20 protein-coding genes are annotated in these 20,927 nt (G+C 69.6%); 8 read left to right on the top strand and 12 right to left on the bottom strand.

The annotated features are described in order from the left end of the window. Positions 1-1,029 carry a hypothetical protein gene (locus ACXJ1Y_RS00215; RefSeq protein WP_463848202.1) on the bottom strand — a complete coding sequence of 343 codons (1,029 nt, stop codon included), beginning with the start codon at positions 1,027-1,029 and terminating at the stop codon, positions 1-3. Continuing rightward, a complete protein-coding gene (locus tag ACXJ1Y_RS00210) occupies positions 1,026-1,481 on the bottom strand; it encodes a MarR family winged helix-turn-helix transcriptional regulator (RefSeq protein WP_463848201.1) in 456 nt (151 codons plus the stop codon). Before ACXJ1Y_RS00210 ends, ACXJ1Y_RS00215 begins: the two co-directional genes overlap by 4 nt. Before the next feature lie 69 nt (positions 1,482-1,550). On the opposite strand from ACXJ1Y_RS00210, the gene ACXJ1Y_RS00205 reads away from it, so the two are divergent. Then, on the top strand, positions 1,551-3,338 hold the full coding sequence (locus ACXJ1Y_RS00205) for a chloride channel protein (RefSeq protein ID WP_463848200.1): 1,788 nt from the start codon (positions 1,551-1,553) through the stop codon (positions 3,336-3,338). A 38-nt stretch (positions 3,339-3,376) separates the two neighbouring features. On the opposite strand, the gene clpB is transcribed toward ACXJ1Y_RS00205, so the two are convergent. Continuing rightward, positions 3,377-5,995 carry an ATP-dependent chaperone ClpB gene (gene clpB, locus ACXJ1Y_RS00200; protein WP_463848199.1) on the bottom strand — a complete coding sequence of 873 codons (2,619 nt, stop codon included), beginning with the start codon at positions 5,993-5,995 and terminating at the stop codon, positions 3,377-3,379. Positions 5,996-6,192: 197 nt separating this feature from the next. Here clpB and ACXJ1Y_RS00195 point away from each other — a divergent pair, with 197 nt between their 5' ends. After that, positions 6,193-6,963 carry an MOSC domain-containing protein gene (locus ACXJ1Y_RS00195; protein ID WP_463848198.1) on the top strand — a complete coding sequence of 257 codons (771 nt, stop codon included), beginning with the start codon at positions 6,193-6,195 and terminating at the stop codon, positions 6,961-6,963. A 3-nt stretch (positions 6,964-6,966) separates the two neighbouring features. Here the strand turns inward: ACXJ1Y_RS00195 and ACXJ1Y_RS00190 are convergent, their stop codons facing one another. After that, positions 6,967-8,148, bottom strand: a complete 1,182-nt coding sequence (locus ACXJ1Y_RS00190; RefSeq protein ID WP_463848197.1) for a pyridoxal phosphate-dependent aminotransferase — start codon at positions 8,146-8,148, stop codon at positions 6,967-6,969. A 54-nt stretch (positions 8,149-8,202) separates the two neighbouring features. Next, positions 8,203-8,394: a hypothetical protein gene (locus ACXJ1Y_RS00185; protein WP_463848196.1), complete on the bottom strand. Its 192-nt coding sequence runs from the start codon at positions 8,392-8,394 to the stop codon at positions 8,203-8,205. A 316-nt stretch (positions 8,395-8,710) separates the two neighbouring features. Here ACXJ1Y_RS00185 and ACXJ1Y_RS00180 point away from each other — a divergent pair, with 316 nt between their 5' ends. Further along, positions 8,711-8,884 carry a hypothetical protein gene (locus ACXJ1Y_RS00180; RefSeq protein WP_463848195.1) on the top strand — a complete coding sequence of 58 codons (174 nt, stop codon included), beginning with the start codon at positions 8,711-8,713 and terminating at the stop codon, positions 8,882-8,884. 4 nt (positions 8,885-8,888) lie between these two features. Here ACXJ1Y_RS00180 and ACXJ1Y_RS00175 read toward each other — a convergent pair whose 3' ends face one another. Then, positions 8,889-10,265, bottom strand: coding sequence for an ATP-binding protein (locus ACXJ1Y_RS00175; protein ID WP_463849992.1), 1,377 nt, complete (start codon positions 10,263-10,265; stop codon positions 8,889-8,891). 225 nt (positions 10,266-10,490) lie between these two features. On the opposite strand from ACXJ1Y_RS00175, the gene ACXJ1Y_RS00170 reads away from it, so the two are divergent. From ACXJ1Y_RS00170 to ACXJ1Y_RS00155, 4 genes are read left to right on the top strand one after another with little or no spacing between them, the layout of a single operon-like run. Further along, positions 10,491-10,814 carry an XdhC family protein gene (locus ACXJ1Y_RS00170; protein WP_463848194.1) on the top strand — a complete coding sequence of 108 codons (324 nt, stop codon included), beginning with the start codon at positions 10,491-10,493 and terminating at the stop codon, positions 10,812-10,814. Beyond that, entirely contained in the window at positions 10,814-11,515 is a 702-nt protein-coding gene (locus ACXJ1Y_RS00165; protein ID WP_463848193.1) for an XdhC family protein, read from the top strand. Before ACXJ1Y_RS00170 ends, ACXJ1Y_RS00165 begins: the two co-directional genes overlap by 1 nt. Then, entirely contained in the window at positions 11,512-12,537 is a 1,026-nt protein-coding gene (locus tag ACXJ1Y_RS00160; protein ID WP_463848192.1) for a molybdopterin-binding protein, read from the top strand. Before ACXJ1Y_RS00165 ends, ACXJ1Y_RS00160 begins: the two co-directional genes overlap by 4 nt. Further along, positions 12,530-13,159: a nucleotidyltransferase family protein gene (locus tag ACXJ1Y_RS00155; protein WP_463848191.1), complete on the top strand. Its 630-nt coding sequence runs from the start codon at positions 12,530-12,532 to the stop codon at positions 13,157-13,159. Before ACXJ1Y_RS00160 ends, ACXJ1Y_RS00155 begins: the two co-directional genes overlap by 8 nt. Here the strand turns inward: ACXJ1Y_RS00155 and ACXJ1Y_RS00150 are convergent. From ACXJ1Y_RS00150 to ACXJ1Y_RS00125, 6 genes are all read right to left on the bottom strand, one after another. Next, positions 13,114-13,266 (bottom strand): DUF2256 domain-containing protein, encoded by a 153-nt coding sequence (locus tag ACXJ1Y_RS00150; RefSeq protein WP_243957708.1) that lies wholly within the window; start codon positions 13,264-13,266, stop codon positions 13,114-13,116. The genes ACXJ1Y_RS00155 and ACXJ1Y_RS00150 overlap by 46 nt on opposite strands. Then, positions 13,266-14,426, bottom strand: coding sequence for an OpgC family protein (locus tag ACXJ1Y_RS00145; protein WP_463848190.1), 1,161 nt, complete (start codon positions 14,424-14,426; stop codon positions 13,266-13,268). Before ACXJ1Y_RS00145 ends, ACXJ1Y_RS00150 begins: the two co-directional genes overlap by 1 nt. Before the next feature lie 3 nt (positions 14,427-14,429). Beyond that, a complete protein-coding gene (locus tag ACXJ1Y_RS00140) occupies positions 14,430-15,353 on the bottom strand; it encodes an alpha/beta hydrolase (protein WP_463848189.1) in 924 nt (307 codons plus the stop codon). Positions 15,354-15,469: 116 nt separating this feature from the next. Beyond that, complete coding sequence (gene ettA, locus ACXJ1Y_RS00135; RefSeq protein WP_463848188.1) at positions 15,470-17,122, bottom strand: energy-dependent translational throttle protein EttA; 1,653 nt, start codon at positions 17,120-17,122, stop codon at positions 15,470-15,472. A 154-nt stretch (positions 17,123-17,276) separates the two neighbouring features. Next, on the bottom strand, positions 17,277-17,549 hold the full coding sequence (locus ACXJ1Y_RS00130; protein WP_463848187.1) for a hypothetical protein: 273 nt from the start codon (positions 17,547-17,549) through the stop codon (positions 17,277-17,279). A gap of 7 nt (positions 17,550-17,556) precedes the next feature. Next, positions 17,557-18,447: a DNA/RNA non-specific endonuclease gene (locus tag ACXJ1Y_RS00125; protein ID WP_463849991.1), complete on the bottom strand. Its 891-nt coding sequence runs from the start codon at positions 18,445-18,447 to the stop codon at positions 17,557-17,559. A 451-nt stretch (positions 18,448-18,898) separates the two neighbouring features. On the opposite strand from ACXJ1Y_RS00125, the gene dxs reads away from it, so the two are divergent. Then, positions 18,899-20,869 carry a 1-deoxy-D-xylulose-5-phosphate synthase gene (gene dxs / locus ACXJ1Y_RS00120; protein ID WP_463848186.1) on the top strand — a complete coding sequence of 657 codons (1,971 nt, stop codon included), beginning with the start codon at positions 18,899-18,901 and terminating at the stop codon, positions 20,867-20,869. Positions 20,870-20,927: the final 58 nt, after the last annotated feature.

Here is a 20,927-nt window from a genome sequence, read left to right as displayed (position 1 = left end):
TCAGCGCGCCAGCACCCGGTAGAAGCCCTGCGGATCGTCACCGCCGCCGCGCGCGGCGTCCTTCAGCCCGGCGACGACCCGCGCCGCGATGGGCAGGCGGTAATGCAGCGCGTCCCAGTAGTTCGTGTTCTCGGCCGTGACGGGCGAGATCCGGCGGAAGTCGATGACCAGGGCGTGGCGCCGCGCGCCGATCTCGGCCGCCTTCGCCTTGCAGGCATCCTCCCGGCGGCCCACCGGCGTTCCGGGTTGCCCCTGCGCCCCCGCATGGACCGGCATGAAGGCGATGATCGTCTCCGTCTCCGGCGGCAGTGACGCGAGCACGGCATCCAGGGCATCGAGGGCCGGGAACGGCGCCTCGGGTGGATCTGAGGGCGCGTTCGGATCACCCGACCCCGCCGCGATATGGGCGCTGGCGCGGGCGGCGTCGTAGCTCGCCTCCGGGGGCGTGAACACGCCGTAGCCGTCGCCCCGGATGCGCGGGCGCCCATGCCCGAACCGCACCTGAACCGCGTTCACCGCCGCCGTCAGGCCGCGCAGGTTCGCCTGACGAAGAACGCCCCAGGGCGCCCCCTCCTCGTAGAGCCAATCCGGAAAGGCGTGGCTCGTGCGCGCTGCCGGATGCGCGGCGCACCAGGGCGCGTCGAGCCCGAACAGCACGGCCTTCACCGGGCGCCGGGCCAGGAACAGGGCGGCGAGGCGCATCTGCTCGTCGGGCGTGGCGGCGTTCACCGCGAGGTTCGCGAAGCGGGCCCCAAGGGCCGCGTCGAGGGAAGCCGGATCGAGGAGCCGCGCCGTCGAGGTGCCGAACACGGCCGCGTCGAAATCCCCGCCTCGTGCGAGAGCCGGGTAGGACAGCCGCTGGTTCGTATCCACGATGGGTCCCGGCGGATGCCCCGGGCCCGCCCGCAGGCCATAGGGATCCGCCGCCGCGATGAAGGCGACGATGGCGAGCCCCGCCAGGAGCGTCGCGCCGAGGGCATCGCGGGAGAAGCGCCGCCACGAGGCGCCGGAGGGAATCGTCGGGCTCACGCGGGGCTCGTCGGCGGCGATTGCGTCGCTTTTTCGGCGCCCCCCGCCAGCGCCGCGACGAGGGCGGGGCCGAGGTCGCGCAACTCGCGCAGATGCGCCTCGGTCAGGTCGTGCAGGAGCGCCGAAGCATGCGGCGTGAGGCCGAGTTCGGCCCGTCGCCGATCCTGCGCGCCCCGCGCCTTGGTGAGCAACCCCGCCTCGACCATCCGCGACACCAGCTCGGCGGCGGTGTGCGGGGCGATCATCAACTGCTCCGCGAGCAGCCCCACCGTGGCCGGCCCGCTGCCCCCATGCCCGGCGAGGGTCAGCAGCGCCTGATGCTGCTGCGTCGGCAGGCCGTGCTTGGCCGCCTCCGCCTCGCTGAAGGCGAGGAAGCGGCGCAGCCGGTACCGGAAGGCCGCCAGCGCCGCGTATTGCTCCGGCGAGAGCCCATCGTTCCGCTCGGCGCTCATACCTGCCTCCGATCCCGCCGCACTGGAATATATCGTAACACGATGTATTTTCCGCCGCAGGAGGTTGGAATGGAGATGTCATCCACGAAGGCGACGGGCCATAGCCCGGTGCGCCGAACGCTTTCGGATTTCACCGTCGATAGGCGGATCCTGCTGCTCACCGGCATGGCGGTGATCGTCGGCTCGGCGGCGGTGGGCGCCGCCTGGGTGCTGCTGGCGCTGATCGGGCTCGCGACGAACCTCGCGTGGTTCGGCCGGTTCGACACGGCGCTCACCTCGCTTGCCACGGCGCCGCGCGGAATCGGGATGGTCGCCATTCCGGTCGTCGGCGCGCTCGTCGTCGGCGTGATGGCGCGATACGGCTCGGAGAAGATCCGCGGCCACGGCATCCCGGAGGCGATGGAGGCGATTCTCATCGGCGGCAGCCGGATGTCGCCCAAGGTCGCCGTGCTGAAGCCGCTCTCGTCCGCCATCGCCATCGGCAGCGGCGGGCCGTTCGGCGCGGAGGGACCGATCATCGTCACGGGCGGGGCCATCGGCTCGCTCTACGCGCAATTCTTCCACCTGTCGGCCATCGAGAGGCGCACGCTCCTCGTCTCCGGCGCCGCCGCCGGCATGACCGCGATCTTCGGCACGCCGGTCGCCGCCGTGCTGCTGGCCCTCGAAGTGCTGCTGTTCGAATGGCGCCCGCGCAGCCTCGTGCCGGTGACGGTCGCCGCCGCGACGGCCATGGCGTGGCGCCCGGCCCTGTTCGAGACCGGGCCGCTCTTCCCCTTCTCCGACAACCCCTCCCTGCCCTGGTGGGGCCTGCCGGCCTGCGTCCTGCTCGGCCTCGCCTGCGGACTGCTCTCGGGGCTTCTCACCCGTCTGCTCTACGGGCTGGAGGATGCGTTCCGGCGCCTTCCGGTCCACTGGATGTGGTGGCCGGCGCTGGGCGCCGTCGTCGTCGGCCTCGGCGGGCTGATCGAGCCCCGCGCCCTCGGCGTCGGCTACGACGTGATCCGTGGCTTCCTCGACGGGCACATGGCCCTGTCCGTGGTGGCGACGATCCTCGTGGTGAAGGCCGTGATCTGGCTGGTGGCGCTGGCCTCCGGCACCTCCGGCGGCGTGCTGGCGCCGCTGCTGATCCTCGGCGGCGCCTTCGGTTCGCTCGCGGCGGTCGTGCTGCCCGGCGCGCACGGCTTCTGGGCCTTGCTCGGCATGGCCGCGATGCTCGGGGGCACCCTGCCCGCGCCGCTCACGGGAATCGTCTTCGCGGTGGAGGTGACGGGCGATGCCGGCGCGCTGGCGCCGCTGCTCGCCGCGACCATGGCGGCCTACGCCGTCAGCGTGCTTCTGCTGAAGCGCTCGATCCTCACGGAGAAGATCGCCCGGCGCGGCCTGCACGTCACGCGCGAATACGGAATCGACCCCTACGAGTTCACCCGCGTCGGCGCGGTGATGACGACGGAGGTCGAGACCCTCGACGCGACCCTGACGCTCGCGGAAGCCGCCGCCGCCATCGAGGCCGGCCGCCACGACGCCTACCCCGTCACCGACGCGACGGGCCGTCCGGTGGCCATCGTCTCGCGGGCCGAGATGCTGCTCTGGACGCGGGAGGATGACGAGGCGCACGCGGGCGAGACGCTGGCTGAGCGCCTCTCCGATGCGAGCCTCCCGGTGGTGCATCCGGGCGATGTGGTCTCCCACGCCCTCGACGTGATGCTGGCCGACGGCAGCGGGCGGCTTCTCGTCACCGAAGCGGAGGGCGGTACCCTCGTCGGGCTCCTCACCCGCCGCGATCTGCTGCGCATCCGCGCCGCCTCGCTGCAGGCCGAGGGCGAGCGGCAGGCCTACCTGCGGAGGAAGCGAGCCTAGACAAGAAGAAGGGGGCGCCAGGCCCCCTTCCCCATCCATCAGTTGAGCGTGGCGTCCGAAGGCCGCCGTTTTGCGCCGACCGTGACGTCGCCGATCATCAGGCCGGCGGGCCCGAGATGGACCGGCACATGCTCGCCGTCGTGGACCTTCCCCGCGAGCAGCAATTCCGCCAGCGGGTCCTGCACGTTCTTCTGGATCACCCGCTTCAGCGGCCGCGCCCCGTAGGCCGGGTCGTAGCCCTTGTCGGCGAGCCAGTTGCGCGCATCCTCGTCCACCGTGAGGACGATCTTGCGCTCGTCCAGGAGCTTCTGAAGCCGCCCGAGCTGGATCTCCACGATCGCACCCATCTCCTCCCGCTTGAGGCGGTGGAACAGGATGATCTCATCGACCCGGTTCAGGAATTCCGGCCGGAAGTGGCTGCGCACCACGCCCATCACCTCGTCCCGCACGGCCTCCGTGTCCTGCCCGGCGGGCTGGTTCACGAGGTATTCCGACCCGAGATTCGAGGTCATGATCAGGAGCGTGTTGCGGAAATCCACCGTCCGCCCCTGCCCGTCCGTCAGGCGACCGTCATCGAGAACCTGCAGCAGGACGTTGAACACGTCCGGGTGCGCCTTCTCGACCTCATCGAACAGCACGACCTGATACGGCCGGCGCCGCACCGCCTCGGTCAGCGCGCCGCCCTCTTCGTAGCCGACATAGCCGGGAGGCGCGCCGATCAGCCGGGCGACCGCGTGCTTCTCCATGTACTCGGACATGTCGATGCGCACGAGCGCCGTGTCGTCGTCGAACAGGAAGCCGGCCAAGGCCTTGGTCAGCTCCGTCTTGCCGACGCCCGTCGGGCCGAGGAACATGAACGAGCCGATCGGCCGGTTCGGATCCTGCAACCCGGCGCGGGCGCGGCGCACGGCGGTCGCCACCGCCTCCACCGCCTCGCGCTGGCCGACGACGCGATTCGCCAACGCCGTCTCCATCGCGAGCAGCTTCTCGCGCTCGCCTTCGAGCATCTTGTCGACGGGCACGCCGGTCCAGCGCGAGACGACGCCCGCGATGTGGCTTGGCGTCACCGCCTCCTCCATCAGGCCGCGCCCGTTCTCGGTGCTCTCGGTGTCCGCGAGCTGCTTCTCCAACCCGGGGATGATGCCGTAGGCGAGTTCGCCCGCGCGCTGGTACTGCCCCTGCCGCTGGGCGGCGGCGAGTTCGTTGCGCGCCTCATCGAGCTTCTTCTTGAGATCGGCCGCCGTGCCGAGCTTGTCCTTCTCGGCCTTCCAGCGCGCCGTGATCGCGGCCGAGCGCTCCTCAAGGTCGCCGAGTTCCTTCTCCAGCCGCACGAGGCGGTCGCGGGAGGCGGAATCGGTCTCCTTCTTCAGGGCCTCGCCCTCGATCTTCAGGCGCACGATCTCGCGGTCGACGGAGTCCAGCTCCTCCGGCTTCGAATCGACCTGCATCCGCAGCCGCGAGCCGGCCTCGTCCACGAGGTCGATGGCCTTGTCGGGCAGGAAGCGGTCGGTGATGTAGCGGTTCGACAGCGTCGCCGCGGCAACCAGGGCCGAATCCTGGATGCGCACGCCGTGGTGCTGCTCGTACTTCTCCTTCAGGCCGCGCAGGATCGACACCGTGTCCTCCACGGTGGGCTCCGAGACGAAGACCGGCTGGAAGCGCCGGGCGAGCGCCGCGTCCTTCTCGACGTGCTTGCGGTACTCATCGAGGGTCGTCGCGCCGACGCAGTGCAATTCGCCACGGGCTAGCGCGGGCTTCAGCAGGTTCGAGGCGTCCATCGCCCCGTCCGCCTTCCCCGCGCCGACGAGGGTGTGCATCTCGTCGATGAACAGGATGATCCCGCCCTCGGCCGCCGTGACCTCGGAGAGCACGCCCTTCAGCCGCTCCTCGAACTCGCCGCGATACTTCGCGCCCGCGATCAGCGAGCCCATGTCGAGGGCGAGCAGGCTCTTCTCCTTGAGGGATTCGGGCACGTCGCCGTTGACGATGCGCAGCGCCAGACCCTCCACGATGGCGGTCTTGCCGACGCCGGGCTCGCCGATGAGCACCGGGTTGTTCTTGGTGCGCCGGGACAGGACCTGGATGGTGCGCCGGATCTCCTCGTCGCGGCCGATGACCGGGTCGAGCTTGCCGGTGCGCGCCGCCTCGGTGAGGTCGCGGGCATACTTCTTCAGGGCGTCGTAGCTGTTCTCGGCGCTGGCGTTGTCGGCGGTGCGGCCCTTGCGCAGGGTGTTGATCGCCGCGTTCAGCGACGCGGGCGTGACGCCGGCGGCCTGCAGGGCGCGGCCAGCTTCCGATTCCTTCTCGACCGCGATGGCGAGGAGAAGCCGCTCGACGGTGACATAGGAATCGCCGGCCTTCTGCGCGGCGCTCTCGGCGGTGTCGAACAGGCGCACGAGTTCGCGCGTCGCCTGCGGGGCGGCCGCGTTGCCGGACACCTTCGGCTGCTTGGCGAGCCACTGCTCGGTCTGCGCCAGGGCCACGCGGGACTGGCCGCCGGCCCGGTCGATGAGGCCCGCGCACAGGCCCTCGGGATCGTCGAGCAGCACCTTCAGCAGATGGCCCGGCTGCAACTGGGGATGGCCCTCGCGCATGGCGAGGTTCTGCGCCGCCTGCACGAAGCCGCGGGCGCGTTCTGTGTACTTCTCGAAATTCATGGATCGCCTCTCCCGTACCGGCATCCGCCGCCCATGCGAGGCGCGGCGTAACCGAAACGTCGCCCTCCGGCACTCTGCCGCGCGAGGGCATCGACGCCTCACGGCCGCCGACACACCCGATGTGGTGTTGCATATGCGCACCACAAGACCCGGCGACGCTCTTGCGCGACATGTCACTTCAGGGCCACGATCCGCGCATGACCGCATTGATTCACGTCACCGCCCTCTACCGCTATCCGGTGAAGGGTTTGAGCCCCGAAAGGGTGGACCGCGTCCATCTGGAGACGAGCGGCTTCTTCCCCGGAGACCGCCTCTACGCCGTCGAGAACGGCCCGTCCGGCTTCAACCCGGTGGCCTACCGCCACCAGCCGAAGACGAAGTACCTGATGCTGATGCGCGACGAGGCCCTGGCCCGGCTGCGCACCCGCTACGAGGACGCCACTGCGACGCTGCATGTGGAGGGCGACGGCGAAACCCTCGCCGCGAGGCTCGACACGGCCGAAGGACGCGAAGCCCTGGAAGACTTCCTACGCCGCTTCGTGCTTGACGCCCTGAAGGGCGAGCCGAAGGTGCTGGAAGCGCCGCCGCAGCACCGCTTCACCGACTCGCCGATCGGCTACGTCTCGCTCATCAACCGGGCGAGCGTGCAGATGCTGGAGGACGACCTCGGCGTGCCGGTGAACCCGCTGCGCTTTCGCGGCAACCTGCTGGTGGAGGGGCTCGCCCCCTTCGCCGAACTCGACATGCTCGGGCAGGTCATCGAGGCGCCGAGCGGCCTGCGGTTCAAGGTGACGAAGCGGACGGTGCGCTGCGCCGCCACCAACGTCGACCCGGAGACCGGTGCCCGCGACCTCGACATCCCTTGGACCATCGACAAGCGTCTCGGCCACCGGGATCTCGGCGTCTACATGGAGATCATCGCAGGGGGCGGGCTGGCCGCCGGGGACGATCTGCGGGTGGTGGGGTAGCCGCTACCCCGCCGTCCGGCTCTCCAGGAAATCCTTCATCCGCTCCAGGGCGCGGCGGATGTTCTCGGCCGAGTTCGCGTAGGACAGGCGGATGAAGCCTTCGCCGTGGACGCCGAAATCCGGGCCACCGATCGTCGCGACGCCCGCCTCGTCCAGGAGCGCCGAGGCCAGGGCCTTGGCCTTCCAGCCGGTGTGGGACACGTTCGGGAAGGCGTAGAAGGCGCCCTTCGGCACGATGCAGGACACACCCGGCAGGGCGTTAAGCCCGTCCACAACGATGGACCGGCGCCGGTCAAACTCCGCGACCATCTCGGCCACGCAATCCTGCGGGCCGTCGAGGGCGGCAATGCCGGCCCATTGGGTCGCGGCGTTGACGCAGGAATGGGCGTTCACCGCGAGCTTGCGGGCGTTCTCGTAGAGGGGCTTCGGCCACACCGACCAGCCGAGCCGCCAGCCGGTCATGGCGTAGGTCTTCGAGGCGCCGTCGAGATAGATCAGCCGGTCGCGGATCTCGGGATACGCGAGCAGGGAGTGATGCACCTCCCCGTCATAGGTCATGGTGCCGTAGATCTCGTCCGAAAGCACCGCCACGTCGGGGTGGTCGGCGAGGCCCTTCACCAGGGCGTCGATCTCGGATTTCGGGCTGACGCCGCCGCAGGGATTGGCCGGCGAGTTGACGATGAGCAGCCGCGTCTTCGGCGTGATGAGCGAGAGCGTTTCGGCCGCCGAGAAGGCGAAGCCGTTCTCCTCGCGGATCGGCACCGGCACGGGGGTCGCGCCCGTGTACTCGATCATCGAGCGGTAGATCGGGAAGCCGGGGTCCGGATACAGGATCTCGGCGCCCGGCTCGCCGAACATCAGGATCGCCATGAACATGGTGACTTTGCCGCCCGGCACGACCATCACCGATTCGGGCGAGACCTCGACGCCGTGGCGGCGGAGGATGTCGCGGGACACCGCCTCGCGCAGGGGCAGGATGCCGGTGGCCGGCGTGTAGCCGTGGTGGCCGTCGCGCAGGGCCTTGATGCCGGCCTCGACCACATGGGCCGGGGTCGGCATGTCGGGCTGGCCGATACCGAGGTTGATGATGTCGCGCCCCTGGGCCGCCAGCGCCTGGGCGCGGGCGAGCACGGCGAAGGCGTTCTCCTCGCCGATGCGCGAGAAGGCCGGAACAACGTGAAGCATGGCGGCCTCCGGGCCGGAAACGTCGTCTACGGAAGCCGAGCCGCCTGCGACGCCTTACGGCTTCGTGCGCTCGGACAGCTTCATCGCCGCAAAGGACATGCCGATCGAGACGACACCGAGGATGATGAAGGTCTTCACCGAGGCGTAGAACAGGGCCGGCTCGATCCCCGTATCCGTGTAGAGCACCAGGCCGATCGCGGCGAGCGGCAGCGAGATGAGGATGAACAGCGGGACGAGCGGGTTCATGCAAGGCACTCGGTAACTGGCGCGGATCGCGCCTTTGGCTGTGAGGTATCCTGCATAGCATCGCACGGCGACGGTTGGCACCCCCCGTTGCGCAGGAGATTGGCCGGGGCGGAAGCATCCCGGCGCAAACACATGAGCGCGAGGGATTTATTTACAGAACCTCATGCAAAACAACTATCGAGGAGATTTGGGGAGCGATATGCAGTTTACGTCCGCGAATCAGTCGGGCACTTCCATCGGTACGGGCGACCTCGATTCTCTCGTTCGCCACATCGCACGCCTCGTGCGGCATCCTGCCTATCGGCGGAACCGTGTGGTGAGCCCGCTGCTGCTGCGCCATCTGCCCTTCGATTGCGGCTATGCGTGGCAGGGCGAAGCGAGCCTCCTCGACCGCCTGACCCGGGCAAAGCTCGACAGCACGAGCCTCCATCACCTGATCGGCAGCGTCCAGAGCGAATACATCCGGCTGCGCGGCCCCGCCGACGCCTGAGCGATCAGGCCGGCACCCGCACGGTGGCGCGCAGGCCGCCGAGCGAACTGTCGTGCAGGGTGATGTCGCCGCCATGGGCGCGGGCGATGTCGCGGGCGATGGCGAGGCCGAGGCCCGATCCGCCCGCATCCTGGCGTGCGTCGTCCAGCCGCACGAAGGGTTTGAACACGTCCTCCCGGCTCTCCGGCGGCACGCCCGGACCATCGTCCTCGATGGAGACGAAGAAGCTTCGCGTCTCCAGCTTGCCCGTGATCGACACGGTCTCGCCGTAGCGGGCGGCATTCGAGGCCAAGTTGAACAGGCAGCGCCGGAAGGCATCCGGCCGGACGGTCACGAAGGGGCGGCCCACCAGCTCCACCTCCGAGACGTGGGCGCCCAGGCGTTCCACATCGGTGCGCAGGTCTTCGAGGAGGGCACGCATGTCGGTCTGCGTGGCGGTCTCGGCCGAATCGCCCCGCGCGAAGGCGAGGTAGCCTTCGAGCATGCGGCTCATCTCATCGACGTCGCGGGTCAGGTCGTCGATCTCGTCGCTGCTCTCGAAGAGCGCCAGGGAGAGGCGGAAGCGCGTGAGGATGGTGCGCAGGTCGTGGCTGACGCCGTTGAGCATCGTCGTGCGCTGCTCCATGGCCCGCTCGATGCGCCGCTTCATCTCGATGAAGGCATGGCCCGCCTGCCGTACCTCGCGCGCGCCGCGCGGGCGGAACTCGATTTCGCGGCCCTTGCCGAACCCCTCCGCTACGGCGGCGAGCCGCAGGATCGGCTTGATCTGGTTGCGCAGGAACAGGATCGCGACGCCGAGCAGCACCAGCGAGGAGCCCATCATCCACACGAGGAAGATGTGCGAGTTCGAGGCGTAAGCCTGTGAGCGCCGCGCGGTGATGCGCATGACCCCCTGGGGAATCGAGACGCGAATCTCGATGAGGTTCGAGCGGCCCACCGTGTCGATCCAGAACGGTCGCCGGATCTGCCGCTTGATCTCGTCGGAGAGGGCTTCGTCGAGGATCGAGAAGAACGGCCGCGGCCCCGGCGGGGGCAGCTTGGCGTTCTCCAGGATGTCGAGGTCGAGGTTCAGGCGCTCACCCGCGATCCGCGAGAGGGTGTCGGCGTCCTTGTCCTGCGGATAGCTCTCGTAGATGTCGATGAGGGCCGCGACATCCGCCACCACGGAAGCGGAGAGCCGCTTCGTCACGAGCTGCCAGTGGCGCTCCATGAAGGTGTAGGCGATCACCGATTGCAGCAGCACCATCGGCGCGATGATGATGATGAGCGAGCGCGCGTAGAGGCCCTTGGGCAGTACGTCGCCGATGGCCCGCGACAGGCGCTTGAGCTGGCGGCGCGGTGCCGACAGGGCGCGGGCCGGCGTCTCGGCCGCACGCTGCATGCGCGCGAGGGCGGGATCCTCGGCGTTCACGAACCGCGCCCTCGGCGGCGGGTGATCTTCGCGATGGACGGCATGGGCTCCGGCCCCAAGCGGGATCACCTTCTACCGGCCGGCGCATGAGGCGCCAAGGTCGGGCGCCAAGGTCGGGCGACTTGCGCTGCGGCGCGGCAGCCATACCTCTCCCCGAGCGGGCGTGGCCCGTCTCCCAACAAGGCGCGCGGGGCCATGCTCAGCACCGATACCGACATTCTCACCGCCGCCCAGACGTGGCGGCGCGAGGGGCGCGACGTCGCCCTTGCCACCGTGATCGAGACCTGGGGCTCGGCGCCCCGGCCGGTCGGCAGCCATCTCGTGATCGACGGCGACGGCAATTTCCTCGGCTCGGTGTCCGGCGGATGCGTCGAGGGCGAGGTCATGGTGGAGGCCGCCGACGTGATCGAGAACGGAAAGCCCCGCGTCCTCGAATTCGGCGTGGCCGACGAGACGGCGTGGCGAGCCGGGCTTTCGTGCGGCGGGCGCATCCGCGTCTTCGTGGAACGGATCGACTGATGCGCGCGGATATCCTGGCCGCCCTCAACGAGGAGCGCGAAGCGCGGCGGGCGGCGATCCTCGTCACCGCGATTCCCGATGGGTCCCAGCGCCTCGTGCGCGAATCCGAGATCGAGGCCGATCCCATGGCCGAGACGCTGCGCAAGCATTTCGCCTCCGGCAAGAGCGGCCTCGTTGAGACCGGCGAGGGCCAAGCCTTCCTCACCGTGCAGGTGCCGCCGGTGCGGCTCGTGGTGATCGGCGCGGTGCATATCTCGCAGGCGATGGCGCCGATGGCCGCCGCCCTCGACCTTGCCCTGACGGTGATCGACCCGCGCACCGCCTTCGCCACGCCGGAGCGCTTCCCCGGCATCGACCTCGTGGCGAAATGGCCGGATGCGGCCTTCGCCGGTCCGGTGCCGCCCCTCGACCGCTACTGCGCGCTGGCCGCCCTCACCCACGATCCGAAGATCGACGACCCGGCCCTGGTGGCGGGTCTGCGGGCGGGGTGCTTCTATATCGGCGCCCTCGGCTCGCGGAAGACGCATGCCGCCCGCGTGGCGCGGCTGGGTCAGGCCGGTTTCACGGAGGCCGAGATCGGCCGCATCCACGCGCCCATCGGCCTGCCCATCGGCGCGGTGAGCCCGGCCGAGATCGCCCTCTCCGTTCTGTCGGAAATCGTCGCGGAATTGCGTCGCGCCCCCAGGCCGGAGGTCGCGTGAGGTTCGGCCCCGTCCCGGTGGCGGACTCCGCTGGGCTCATCACCGCGCATTCCCTGCGCAGCGGGGGCGAGACCCTGCGCAAGGGCTCGATCATCACCCCCGCCATGGCCGCGACGCTCGAAGCGGACGGCGTGCACGAGGTGGTGGCCGTCTCCCTCGAAACCGGCGACGTCGGCGAGGACGCGGCGGCGGGCCGGCTCGCCGCGATCCTGTCCGGCGAGAACCTGCGGGTGGAGGAGCCGTTCACCGGCCGCTGCAACCTGTTCGCCACGACACGGGGCATCCTGCTCATCGACCGGGGCCGGATCGATTCCGTGAACGGTGTGGACGAGGCCGTGACCGTCGCGACCCTGCCGGCCTTCAAGCCGGTGACGGAGGGCGAGATGGTCGCCACGGTGAAGATCATTCCCTACGCGGTCGGCAGCGTGACCCTGGCCCGCGCCTGCACCGAGGGCGAAGCCGGCGCCATCGCGGTGGCGCCCTATCGGCGGCGGCGCGTCGGTGTCGTCTCGACGCGTCTCGCTTCCCTGAAGGATACGACCATCGACAAGACGCTCCGCGTGCTGGCCGAACGTCTCGCGCCGACCGGCGCGGAGATCGTCGCCGAGACGCGGGTTCCCCACACGGCGGAGGGCGTGGCGTCGGGGCTCGCGGAGGTCATCGACGGGGTGGGTGCGGACCTGACGGTGGTGTTCGGCGCCTCGGCCATCGCCGACCGCCGCGACGTGATCCCGGCGGGGATCGAGCAGGCGGGAGGCCGGGTGGATCATCTCGGCATGCCGGTCGATCCCGGCAACTTGCTGCTCCTGGGAGCGCGGGGCGATGTGCCGGTGATCGGGGCGCCGGGCTGCGCCCGCTCGCCCAGCGAGAACGGGTTCGATTGGATCTTGCAGCGCCTACTCGCGGATGTGCCGGTGAGCCGCGCGGATATCGTGGCTCTCGGCGTCGGCGGGTTATTGATGGAGATCGTGTCCCGCCCGCAGCCCCGCGCGGGCGGCGCGACGGCGGGCGACGATGAGTAGGATCGGCATCGTCCTCCTCGCCGCCGGGCGTGGCACCCGGTTCGGCGAGGCGCCGAAGCTTCTCGCTCAACTCGACGGCGTTCCCCTGGTGCGCCGCGTGGCGGAAGCGGCGCTGGCTGCTCGCCCCCGGCCGGTCGTCGCGGTGCTTGGCGCGAACGACGCGGCAGTGAGACAGGCTCTCGCGGGCCTCGACCTCACCTTCGTGCGCAACGGCGCCTACGCGGACGGGCTCTCCACCTCCCTGAAGGCCGGCATTGCCGCCCTGCCGGATTGCGACGTGGCCATCGTGATGCTGGGCGACATGCCCCTGGTCGACCCGGCGATGATCGACCGCCTCGCGGAAAGCTTCCATCGGGCCGCGCCGAAACCAGCCGCCATCGTGCCCGTCCATGGCGGGCGGCGGGGCAACCCCGTGCTCCTCAACCTGCGCCTGCTCGGGGCCGCGATCGCCTCTCTCAGCGGCGACCGGGGCGCCGGGCCGCTCCTCGCCGGGCGTTCGGATGTCATGGAGATCGACGGCGATCCCTCGACCGCCCTCGACATCGATACGCGCGATGCCCTGGCGCAGGCCGAGGATCACTTCGCCCGTTTGGCCTCGCTGCGGCAGCGGTCGGAGCAATAGCGGACCTCGTCCCAGACGCGCTCCCACTTCTTGCGCCACGCGAACGGCTTGCCGCATTGCGCGCAGATCTTCGTCGGCAGATCGCCCTTGCGGCGCATCGGCGGCATCACGCCCTCTCCGTCCTGGCGGCGCGGCGGCGCACGCGTGCATCGAAATAGAGGCCGAGGCCGAGCATGAGCGCGAGGCCGCTGGCGTTGACGAGGATCTGCAACCACCAGAGCGGTTCGAAGGTCCGGTAGAGGATGCGGCCGATCAGGGCGGCGAGGCAGCCCGCCGCGAAGATCTCCAGCGAGTGCTTCCCGCAGGCCTCGGCCGCGCGCAGGAAGGCCTTCTCGGAGAGCGTGCGGATCGCGGGCGAGCTGAACAGCAGGTAGGCCAGCGCCACGATGTTGATGAGCCGCAGGGGCGCGACATGGCCCTTGTCAGGCTGGTCCATCGCCACGAGGCGCAGGTCGGGCAGGCCCCACTCGCCCCAGGAGCCGGCATGAAAGAACGAGAAGGTCAGGTAGCAGGTCGCCGCCACCGTCAGCACGGGGATGCGCGGCAGGTAGCCCCCGCCGTTCCGCACCGCCACGGCGAGGCAGGCGCCGATCACGAACAGGAACTGCCACGCGAACGGGTTGAAGTACCAGCCGTCATCGACGGCGGCGGCGTTGGGCAGGTTGAGCTGGTGATCGACATTGGCCGCGAGCCAGATGGTCGCCGACAGCGCGAGCGCCCCCCACATGCCCCGCGTGATCCCGAGATAGACCAGGGGAAACAGCGCCAGCAGGATGATGTAGAGCGGCAGGATGTCGAGGTAGTTCGGCAGGGCGTTGAGGGAGAGGCCGCGCAGCATTCCCTGCCACAGCCCCATTTCGAGAAGCGGCTTCACGCCGAAGCGCGGCACCAGCCCGGTCATGTCCATCCAGGCGCGCACGATCAGCAGCGTCGCGATCAGGAGCCCCGCCTGGAACAGGTAGATCCGCAGGCAGCGCTTCGCGATGCGCAGCAGCGTCGTCGGGATGCCCGAGCGCCGGAACATCCCGCCATAGGCGACCATGGACGAGTAGCCCGCCAGCAGCACGAAGATCTCAGCGGCATCCGAGAAGCCGAGATTGTGCAGGGTGAAGGCGGCCGGCGCGTTGCGCGGGATGTGGTCGATGAAGATCATCAGCAGGGCGAGGCCACGCAGCACATCGACCCGTGGGTCGCGCTTGCGGGTGGTCTGCTTGGCGGCCGCGTCGGTCCACGCGCCGCCCGTCCTCTCCGGGATTGGGGCGTCCATCGTTCACCGCATCAGCGCAATGCTGGAAAGCCACAGCCTGCACAGACGAGGCCAGAGGGCGACCGGCGTCTCCGACTGGCCGATCCCGAAGCCGTGACCGCCCACGGCGAAGCGGTGATACTCCACCGGCACCTGCGCCGCCTTGCAGGCGGCATCGAGGATGCGGCTGTGCTCGGGGCCGATCACCGGGTCGTCGTCGGTCTGGACGAGGAAGATCGGCGGGCATCCCGTCCGGACGTAGGTCTGCAGCGACCACGCCGCGCTGTCGGCTTGGCTCGGCGCCTCGCCCACCAGGGAGCGGCGTGTGGTGGTCCTGTCGTAAGGCGCCTCGACCGAGACGACCGGGTAGATGAGGCTCGCGAAATCCGGCCGGGCCGACCCCTCGTCCGCCGCATCGACCGGCGCATAGGATTGGAAGGCTGAGCGCGAGGCGGCCATGCCGGCGAGGTGGCCGCCGGCCGAGAAGCCCATGATGCCGAGCCGGGCGGGATCGATCCGGAAGCGGTCGGCCTGGGCGCGGATCAGGCGAAGCCCTCGCTGCACGTCCTGAAGGGCGACGACGGGCCCGTCGTTCCAGCCCTCGCGCGGCAGGCGGAAGGTGAGGACGAAGGCGGTGATGCCCTGGGCGGCGAGCCAGTACGCGGCCGGGTAGGCCTCCTTCACGAGGCCGATCCGGGCATAGCCGCCACCGCCCGCGACGAGCACGGCGACGCCGGTCGGCTTATCCGGCAGGAAGGCTTCGAGGATGGGGGTTGCGATGTTGCTGACGGCGCCGCTGTCGTCCCGGCGCAGCGGACCTGTCGGACCTCCCCCGCCCGGTGGCGTCGCGGGCCAGAGGGCGATGCGTTCCGGCGCGCCGACCGCCCGCGCGGGCGCGACGGAGAGGGCGGCAGCGAGGCCGAGGAAGAGCGAGCGGCGATCCGGCATGCGGCGTTCCCGCGGCCGCCGTGTCCCGTCGCCGCCGCTGCCAAGCAAGACAGACGGGCGGGTTAGGTTCCAAGGTAAGTGATCCCGGCGGCGAGACGCCGCCGGGACTTGGCGTCTTACCGGGAGAACTTCTTGTACTTGATCTTCTTCGGCATGAGCGAATCCGCGCCGAGACGGCGCATCTTGTCCTGCTCGTAATCGGAGAAGTTGCCCTCGAACCACTCGACGTGGCTCTCGCCCTCGAAGGCGAGGATGTGGGTCGCGATGCGGTTCAGGAACCAGCGATCGTGGCTGATGATCACCGCGCAGCCCGCGTAATCCTCCAGACCCTCTTCGAGGGCGCGGAGGGTTTCCATGTCGAGGTCGTTGGTCGGCTCGTCGAGAAGCAGCACGTTGCCGCCCTTGCGCAGGGTCGCCGCGAGGTGGACGCGGTTGCGCTCACCGCCCGAGAGCGTGCCGACCTTCTTCTGCTGGTCGGGGCCCTTGAAGGCGAAGGCCGCGCAATAGGCCCGCGAATTGATCTCGCGCTTGTTGAAATACAGGATGTCGTTGCCGCCCGAGATCTCCTGCCAGACGGTGGCGTTGGGATCGAGGGCGTCGCGGCTCTGATCGACGTAGCCGAGATGTACGCTCTCGCCGATCTTGATCTCGCCGTCGTCCGGCTTCTCGTTGCCGGTGATCATCTTGAACAGGGTGGTCTTGCCGGCGCCGTTCGGGCCGATCACCCCCACGATGCCGCCCGGCGGCAGCTTGAAGGACAGGTCCTCGATCAGCAGGCGTTCGCCATAGGCCTTCGAGAGCTTGTTGAACTCGATGACGTTCTGGCCCAGCCGCTCGGTGATCGGGATGACGATCTGCGCCGTGGCGTCGACCTTCTGCTGCTGCTTCGCCACGAGTTCCTCGTAGCGGGTGATGCGCGCCTTCGACTTGGTCTGGCGGGCCTTCGGCGAGGCCGAGATCCATTCCTGCTCGCGGGCGATGGAGCGCTGGCGGGCCATGTCCTCGCGGCCCTCCTGCTCCAGGCGCTTCTGCTTCTGCACCAGCCAGGAGGAGTAGTTGCCCTCGTAGGGGATGCCCTTGCCGCGATCCAGTTCGAGGATCCAGCTCGTCACGTTGTCGAGGAAGTAGCGATCGTGGGTCACGATCAGGATCGCGCCCGGATACTGGCGCAGGTGGCCTTCCAGCCAGTTCACCGTCTCGGCGTCGAGGTGGTTGGTCGGCTCGTCGAGGAGCAGGAGCTCCGGCTCCCACAGCAGCAGGCGGCACAGGGCGATGCGGCGGCGCTCACCGCCCGACAGGGTGGCGACGGGCTGCTCGTCGCTCGGGCAGCCGAGGGCCTCCATCGCCTGATCGATCTTCGAATCCAGCTCCCACAGGCCCAGCGTCTCGATCCGGTCCTGAAGCTCGGTCATCTCGTCGGCGGTTTCCTCCGAGTAGTTCATCGCGAGCTCGTTGTAGCGGTCGAGCATGGCCTGCTTGGCGGCGACGCCCTCCATCACGTTCTCGCGGACGGACTTGTTCGGATCGAGATGCGGCTCCTGCGGCAGGTAGCCGACGCGGGCGCCCTGCGCGACCCAGCCGTCGCCGGAGAAGTCGGTGTCGATCCCGGCCATGATCTTGAGCAGGGTCGACTTGCCGGCGCCGTTGACGCCCAACACGCCGATCTTGGCATCGGGGTAGAACGACAGGTTGACGTTATCGAGGATCTTCTTGCCGCCGGTATAGGCCTTGGTCAGCCCCTTCATGTGATAGATGAATTCGCGGGCCATCGCGGGTCGTCCTTGTTCGGGATCGGGTCCGAGTCGCGGCGGACGGCGGCGGGCATCTCGGCCGGCCCTGTCGCGCGAGTCAGGATGTGTCGTATGATCCGTCCCGAGTATCAGGACGGCCGGAGAGCGGCAAGGATCGCCCCATCCTCCCCGCTCACGCGAAGGGGTTCTTCACCTCGCGCGGCGGCGCCTCGGGCGCCTCGGCCACCTGCGCCGGCAGGTCCCGTCCCTCCAGCGCCTTCACGATGGCCTCGGCCGTGTCGCGCAGCCGCCGCGCCGCGTCGAGCCCCGCCCTGTCGCAGGTGATGTCGAGGGAGCCGTGCAGGGCGATCCGCTCGGTACCGTTCTCGATGGACAGGCCGCCGAGGCTGCGCACGGTGGCTTCATCCGCGAAGGGCTCGAAACGGTCGGGCGTCGTCTTCGTCATCGTCGCCTCAGAAGATCTCGCGCAGCAATTCGCGGATGGCCTTTCTCACCGCCCGCATCGTCTCGCGCCAGAGCCAATCGCGCCAGACCTGGTCCTGCGACCCGTCCGGACGCCGCGCCTCGCCGCGCCCGCCGGATTGCGGATCCGGCAATGTCATCGCGCTCGCCTTGGCGGCGGGCGGCAGGGCGGGGAACACATCGACGCCCGTGGCCGTGCGAAGTTCGTCGAGCGACAGGCTCTTCCACTCGCGCCCGGCCGCGTTCGGCACGAGATAGGCCCCGGCCTGCCCGGTCGCCGGGTCGTAGAGCGCCTTGTACAGTTGCGTCGGCACGAGGACGCCCGCACCGATCTCCCGCAGGGACTCGCCCGCGAAGACCACCCCGGTCACGACGTAGACCGAGCCGCGCCGCGTCGCGAAACGCCGGGTGCTCTCCTCGATGTCGCTCCAGATGCCCCGGTTCATCGCCCTGTCCTGCGGGACGATGTTGGCAAGGCTGAACGATTCCGCCTGCGCGGAGAGGGTCGGCATGTCGGCGGCGGGGGCCAGATGGCCCCGGTCGAAGCCACTGCGGACGTAATCCTCCAGCCGCGCGCGGCCCTCCGGCGGCAGGCGCGTCTCCTCATGGAACGTGTCGTCCCGGGCGACCGCTCGCGCGGCGGCGATGCTCTCCCGGGTGAGATGCTCGGCCGAATAGAGCGGGGTCCGGGTCACGCCGGAATGCAGAACGGCGAAAGCTTCGAAGCATAGCGCCGTCGTCCGCTCGGTGAGCTTGGCATTGACCAGCACCGGCACCTGACCGCCTGCGAACAGAGCGGGGCAGGTCTGCGCCTTGGCCGTCGTCGCGGCCGTCGCGGCGAGCAGGACGAGGGCGGTGAAACGCAGAGCCCTCACCAGCAGGCCCGGACGTGCCGCGTGCCCTCCGGGGTCGGCCGATCACGCCGCGCGCAGGGTCGCCCGAGGCTGTCGACGAAGGGGCGCACATCTCGGTCCGGCCCTCCCGGCACTGTGCGGACGGGGCAAATGCCGAGGAAGTTACAGGCGAAGTCCAGGTTGCCATCCGGCACACGCGGATCGGCCAAAGCTTGGCTGCAGTATGGGATGACTGAGATCAGCAGGATCTTGCAGAGACGAACGGGTCTCAACGGATTACCTCATGTTGCGGTAAGGGCACTGAACTGGAAAAAAGCGTCATCCCGTCATTGATCGAAGCGCCGATCGTTCGTAACTGGAAATATCGTGATAGCGGCGGCATCCCGGATTTCATACGGTCGCGCCCCGCTCAAGGCCCGTGCGGTGTCCGGTCCGGATCGGCGCGGCGGGCGGCACAGTGAACAAGCGAGTGCGAGCATTGGCGATCACCCCTGAGCAATCAGCGTTGCTGGATCGTGTGAACGAGCCGTCGGATCTGCGGACGGTGCCGGAAGGCGAGCTGCAATCCGTGGCCGATGCCGTGCGCGCCGAGATGATCGACGCCGTGTCCATCACCGGCGGCCATCTCGGCTCGGGGCTCGGCGTCGTCGAGCTCACCGTCGCCCTGCACCACGTCTTCGACACCCCCGACGACCGCATCGTCTGGGATGTCGGCCACCAGTGCTACCCGCACAAGATCCTCACCGGCCGCCGCGACCGCATCCGCACCCTGCGCCAGGGCGGGGGCCTGTCCGGCTTCACCAAGCGCTCCGAGAGCGTCTACGACCCGTTCGGCGCGGCGCATTCCTCCACCTCGATCTCGGCCGCGCTCGGCATGGCGGTGGGCCGCGACCTCGACGCCGCCGCCGCCAAGGCCAAGGGCCAGAATCCGAAGCGCCGCAACATGATCGCGGTGATCGGCGACGGCTCGATGTCGGCGGGCATGGCCTATGAGGCCATGAACAATGCCGGCGCCCTGCATTCGCGCCTCATCGTCATCCTCAACGACAACGACATGTCCATCGCGCCCCCCGTGGGCGCGATGTCGGCCTATCTCGCGCGGCTCGCCTCGGGCGACACCTACCGGACCCTGCGCGATGCCGCCAAGCAACTCGGCAAGCTGCTGCCGAAGGCGATCTACCAGCGCGCGGCGGCGGCGGAAGAGTACGCCCGCTCCCTCGTGGTCGGCGGCGGCACGATGTTCGAGGAGATGGGCTTCCACTACGTGGGCCCGGTCGATGGCCACAACCTCGACCACCTGCTGCCGGTGCTGAAGAACGTCCGCGACACCGAGACCGGCCCGATCCTGCTGCATGTCGTCACCCGCAAGGGCAAGGGCTACGCCCCGGCCGAGGCGTCGGCCGACCGCTACCATGGTGTGGTGAAGTTCGACGTGGTGTCGGGCGTCCAGGCCAAGGCCAAGCCGAACGCGCCGGCCTACACACGGGTGTTCGGCGAGAGCCTGATCAAGGCGGCCGACGCCGACCCGAAGGTGGTGGCGATCACCGCCGCGATGCCCGGCGGCACCGGCATCGACCTGTTCGGCAAGGCCCACCCGGACAAGACCTTCGACGTGGGCATCGCCGAGCAGCACGCGGTGACCTTCGCGGGCGGTCTGGCCACCGAGGGCTACAAGCCGTTCGTGGCGATCTACTCGACCTTCCTGCAGCGGGCCTACGATCAGGTGGTGCACGACATCGCCCTGCAGAACCTGCCGGTGCGCTTCTGCATGGACCGGGCGGGGCTCGTCGGCGCGGACGGCGCGACCCATGCCGGCGCCTTCGACCTCGCTTACTTGTGCTGCCTGCCGAACATGACGGTGATGGCGGCGGCCGACGAGGCCGAGCTGGTGCACATGGTGGCGACGTTGCACGCCCATGACAGCGGCCCGTCCGCCCTGCGCTATCCGCGCGGCGAAGGCGTCGGCATCGAATTGCCGGAGCGGGGCGAGGCCCTGCCCATCGGCAAGGGCCGGATGGTCCGCGAGGACGCGAATGCCCGGGTGGCGATCCTGTCGCTCGGCACGCGCCTCGCCGAGGCGCTTAAGGCGGCGGATACGCTCGCCGAGCAGGGCGTGGCGGTCACGGTGGCGGATGCGCGCTTCGCCAAGCCGCTGGACGAGGCGCTGATCCTGGATCTGGCGTCGCGGCACGAGGTGCTGGTGACGATCGAGGAAGGCTCGCGCGGCGGGTTCGGGGCGATGGTGCTGCATCTCCTGGCGGAGAAGGGCGCGCTGGATGCGGGCCGGGTGCGGGTGCGGACGCTCACCCTGCCGGACACGTACCAGGACCACGACAAGCCGGAGAAGATGTACGCCGAGGCCGGCCTCGACGCCCCGAGCATCGTCAAGGTCGTCACCGAGACGCTGCCCGAGCGCAAGGACGGCCGTTCGCGCCTGCGCCTCGCCTGACGGGACTGCACGGCCGCGCCTTGCCGCGGCCGGGCCTGCCCGATTAGAACGCCGACCG

It is taken from the genome of Methylobacterium sp. TK26, from assembly GCF_055361565.1.
This window is presented reverse-complemented; position numbering and strand designations above follow the sequence as displayed.

What these genes read in the sequence shown, in the direction of transcription:
- ACXJ1Y_RS00210 (WP_463848201.1), bottom strand. Translation starts at nt 1,481, where the DNA reads ATGAGCGCCGAGCGGAACGATGGGCTCTCGCCGGAGCAATACGCGGCG.
- ACXJ1Y_RS00205 (WP_463848200.1), top strand. Translation starts at nt 1,551, where the DNA reads ATGGAGATGTCATCCACGAAGGCGACGGGCCATAGCCCGGTGCGCCGA.
- clpB (WP_463848199.1), bottom strand. Translation starts at nt 5,995, where the DNA reads ATGAATTTCGAGAAGTACACAGAACGCGCCCGCGGCTTCGTGCAGGCG.
- ACXJ1Y_RS00195 (WP_463848198.1), top strand. Translation starts at nt 6,193, where the DNA reads ATGACCGCATTGATTCACGTCACCGCCCTCTACCGCTATCCGGTGAAG.
- ACXJ1Y_RS00190 (WP_463848197.1), bottom strand. Translation starts at nt 8,148, where the DNA reads ATGCTTCACGTTGTTCCGGCCTTCTCGCGCATCGGCGAGGAGAACGCC.
- ACXJ1Y_RS00185 (WP_463848196.1), bottom strand. Translation starts at nt 8,394, where the DNA reads ATGAACCCGCTCGTCCCGCTGTTCATCCTCATCTCGCTGCCGCTCGCC.
- ACXJ1Y_RS00175 (WP_463849992.1), bottom strand. Translation starts at nt 10,265, where the DNA reads ATGCAGCGTGCGGCCGAGACGCCGGCCCGCGCCCTGTCGGCACCGCGC.
- ACXJ1Y_RS00170 (WP_463848194.1), top strand. Translation starts at nt 10,491, where the DNA reads ATGCTCAGCACCGATACCGACATTCTCACCGCCGCCCAGACGTGGCGG.
- ACXJ1Y_RS00165 (WP_463848193.1), top strand. Translation starts at nt 10,814, where the DNA reads ATGCGCGCGGATATCCTGGCCGCCCTCAACGAGGAGCGCGAAGCGCGG.
- ACXJ1Y_RS00155 (WP_463848191.1), top strand. Translation starts at nt 12,530, where the DNA reads ATGAGTAGGATCGGCATCGTCCTCCTCGCCGCCGGGCGTGGCACCCGG.
- ACXJ1Y_RS00150 (WP_243957708.1), bottom strand. Translation starts at nt 13,266, where the DNA reads ATGCCGCCGATGCGCCGCAAGGGCGATCTGCCGACGAAGATCTGCGCG.
- ACXJ1Y_RS00145 (WP_463848190.1), bottom strand. Translation starts at nt 14,426, where the DNA reads ATGGACGCCCCAATCCCGGAGAGGACGGGCGGCGCGTGGACCGACGCG.
- ACXJ1Y_RS00140 (WP_463848189.1), bottom strand. Translation starts at nt 15,353, where the DNA reads ATGCCGGATCGCCGCTCGCTCTTCCTCGGCCTCGCTGCCGCCCTCTCC.
- ettA (WP_463848188.1), bottom strand. Translation starts at nt 17,122, where the DNA reads ATGGCCCGCGAATTCATCTATCACATGAAGGGGCTGACCAAGGCCTAT.
- ACXJ1Y_RS00130 (WP_463848187.1), bottom strand. Translation starts at nt 17,549, where the DNA reads ATGACGAAGACGACGCCCGACCGTTTCGAGCCCTTCGCGGATGAAGCC.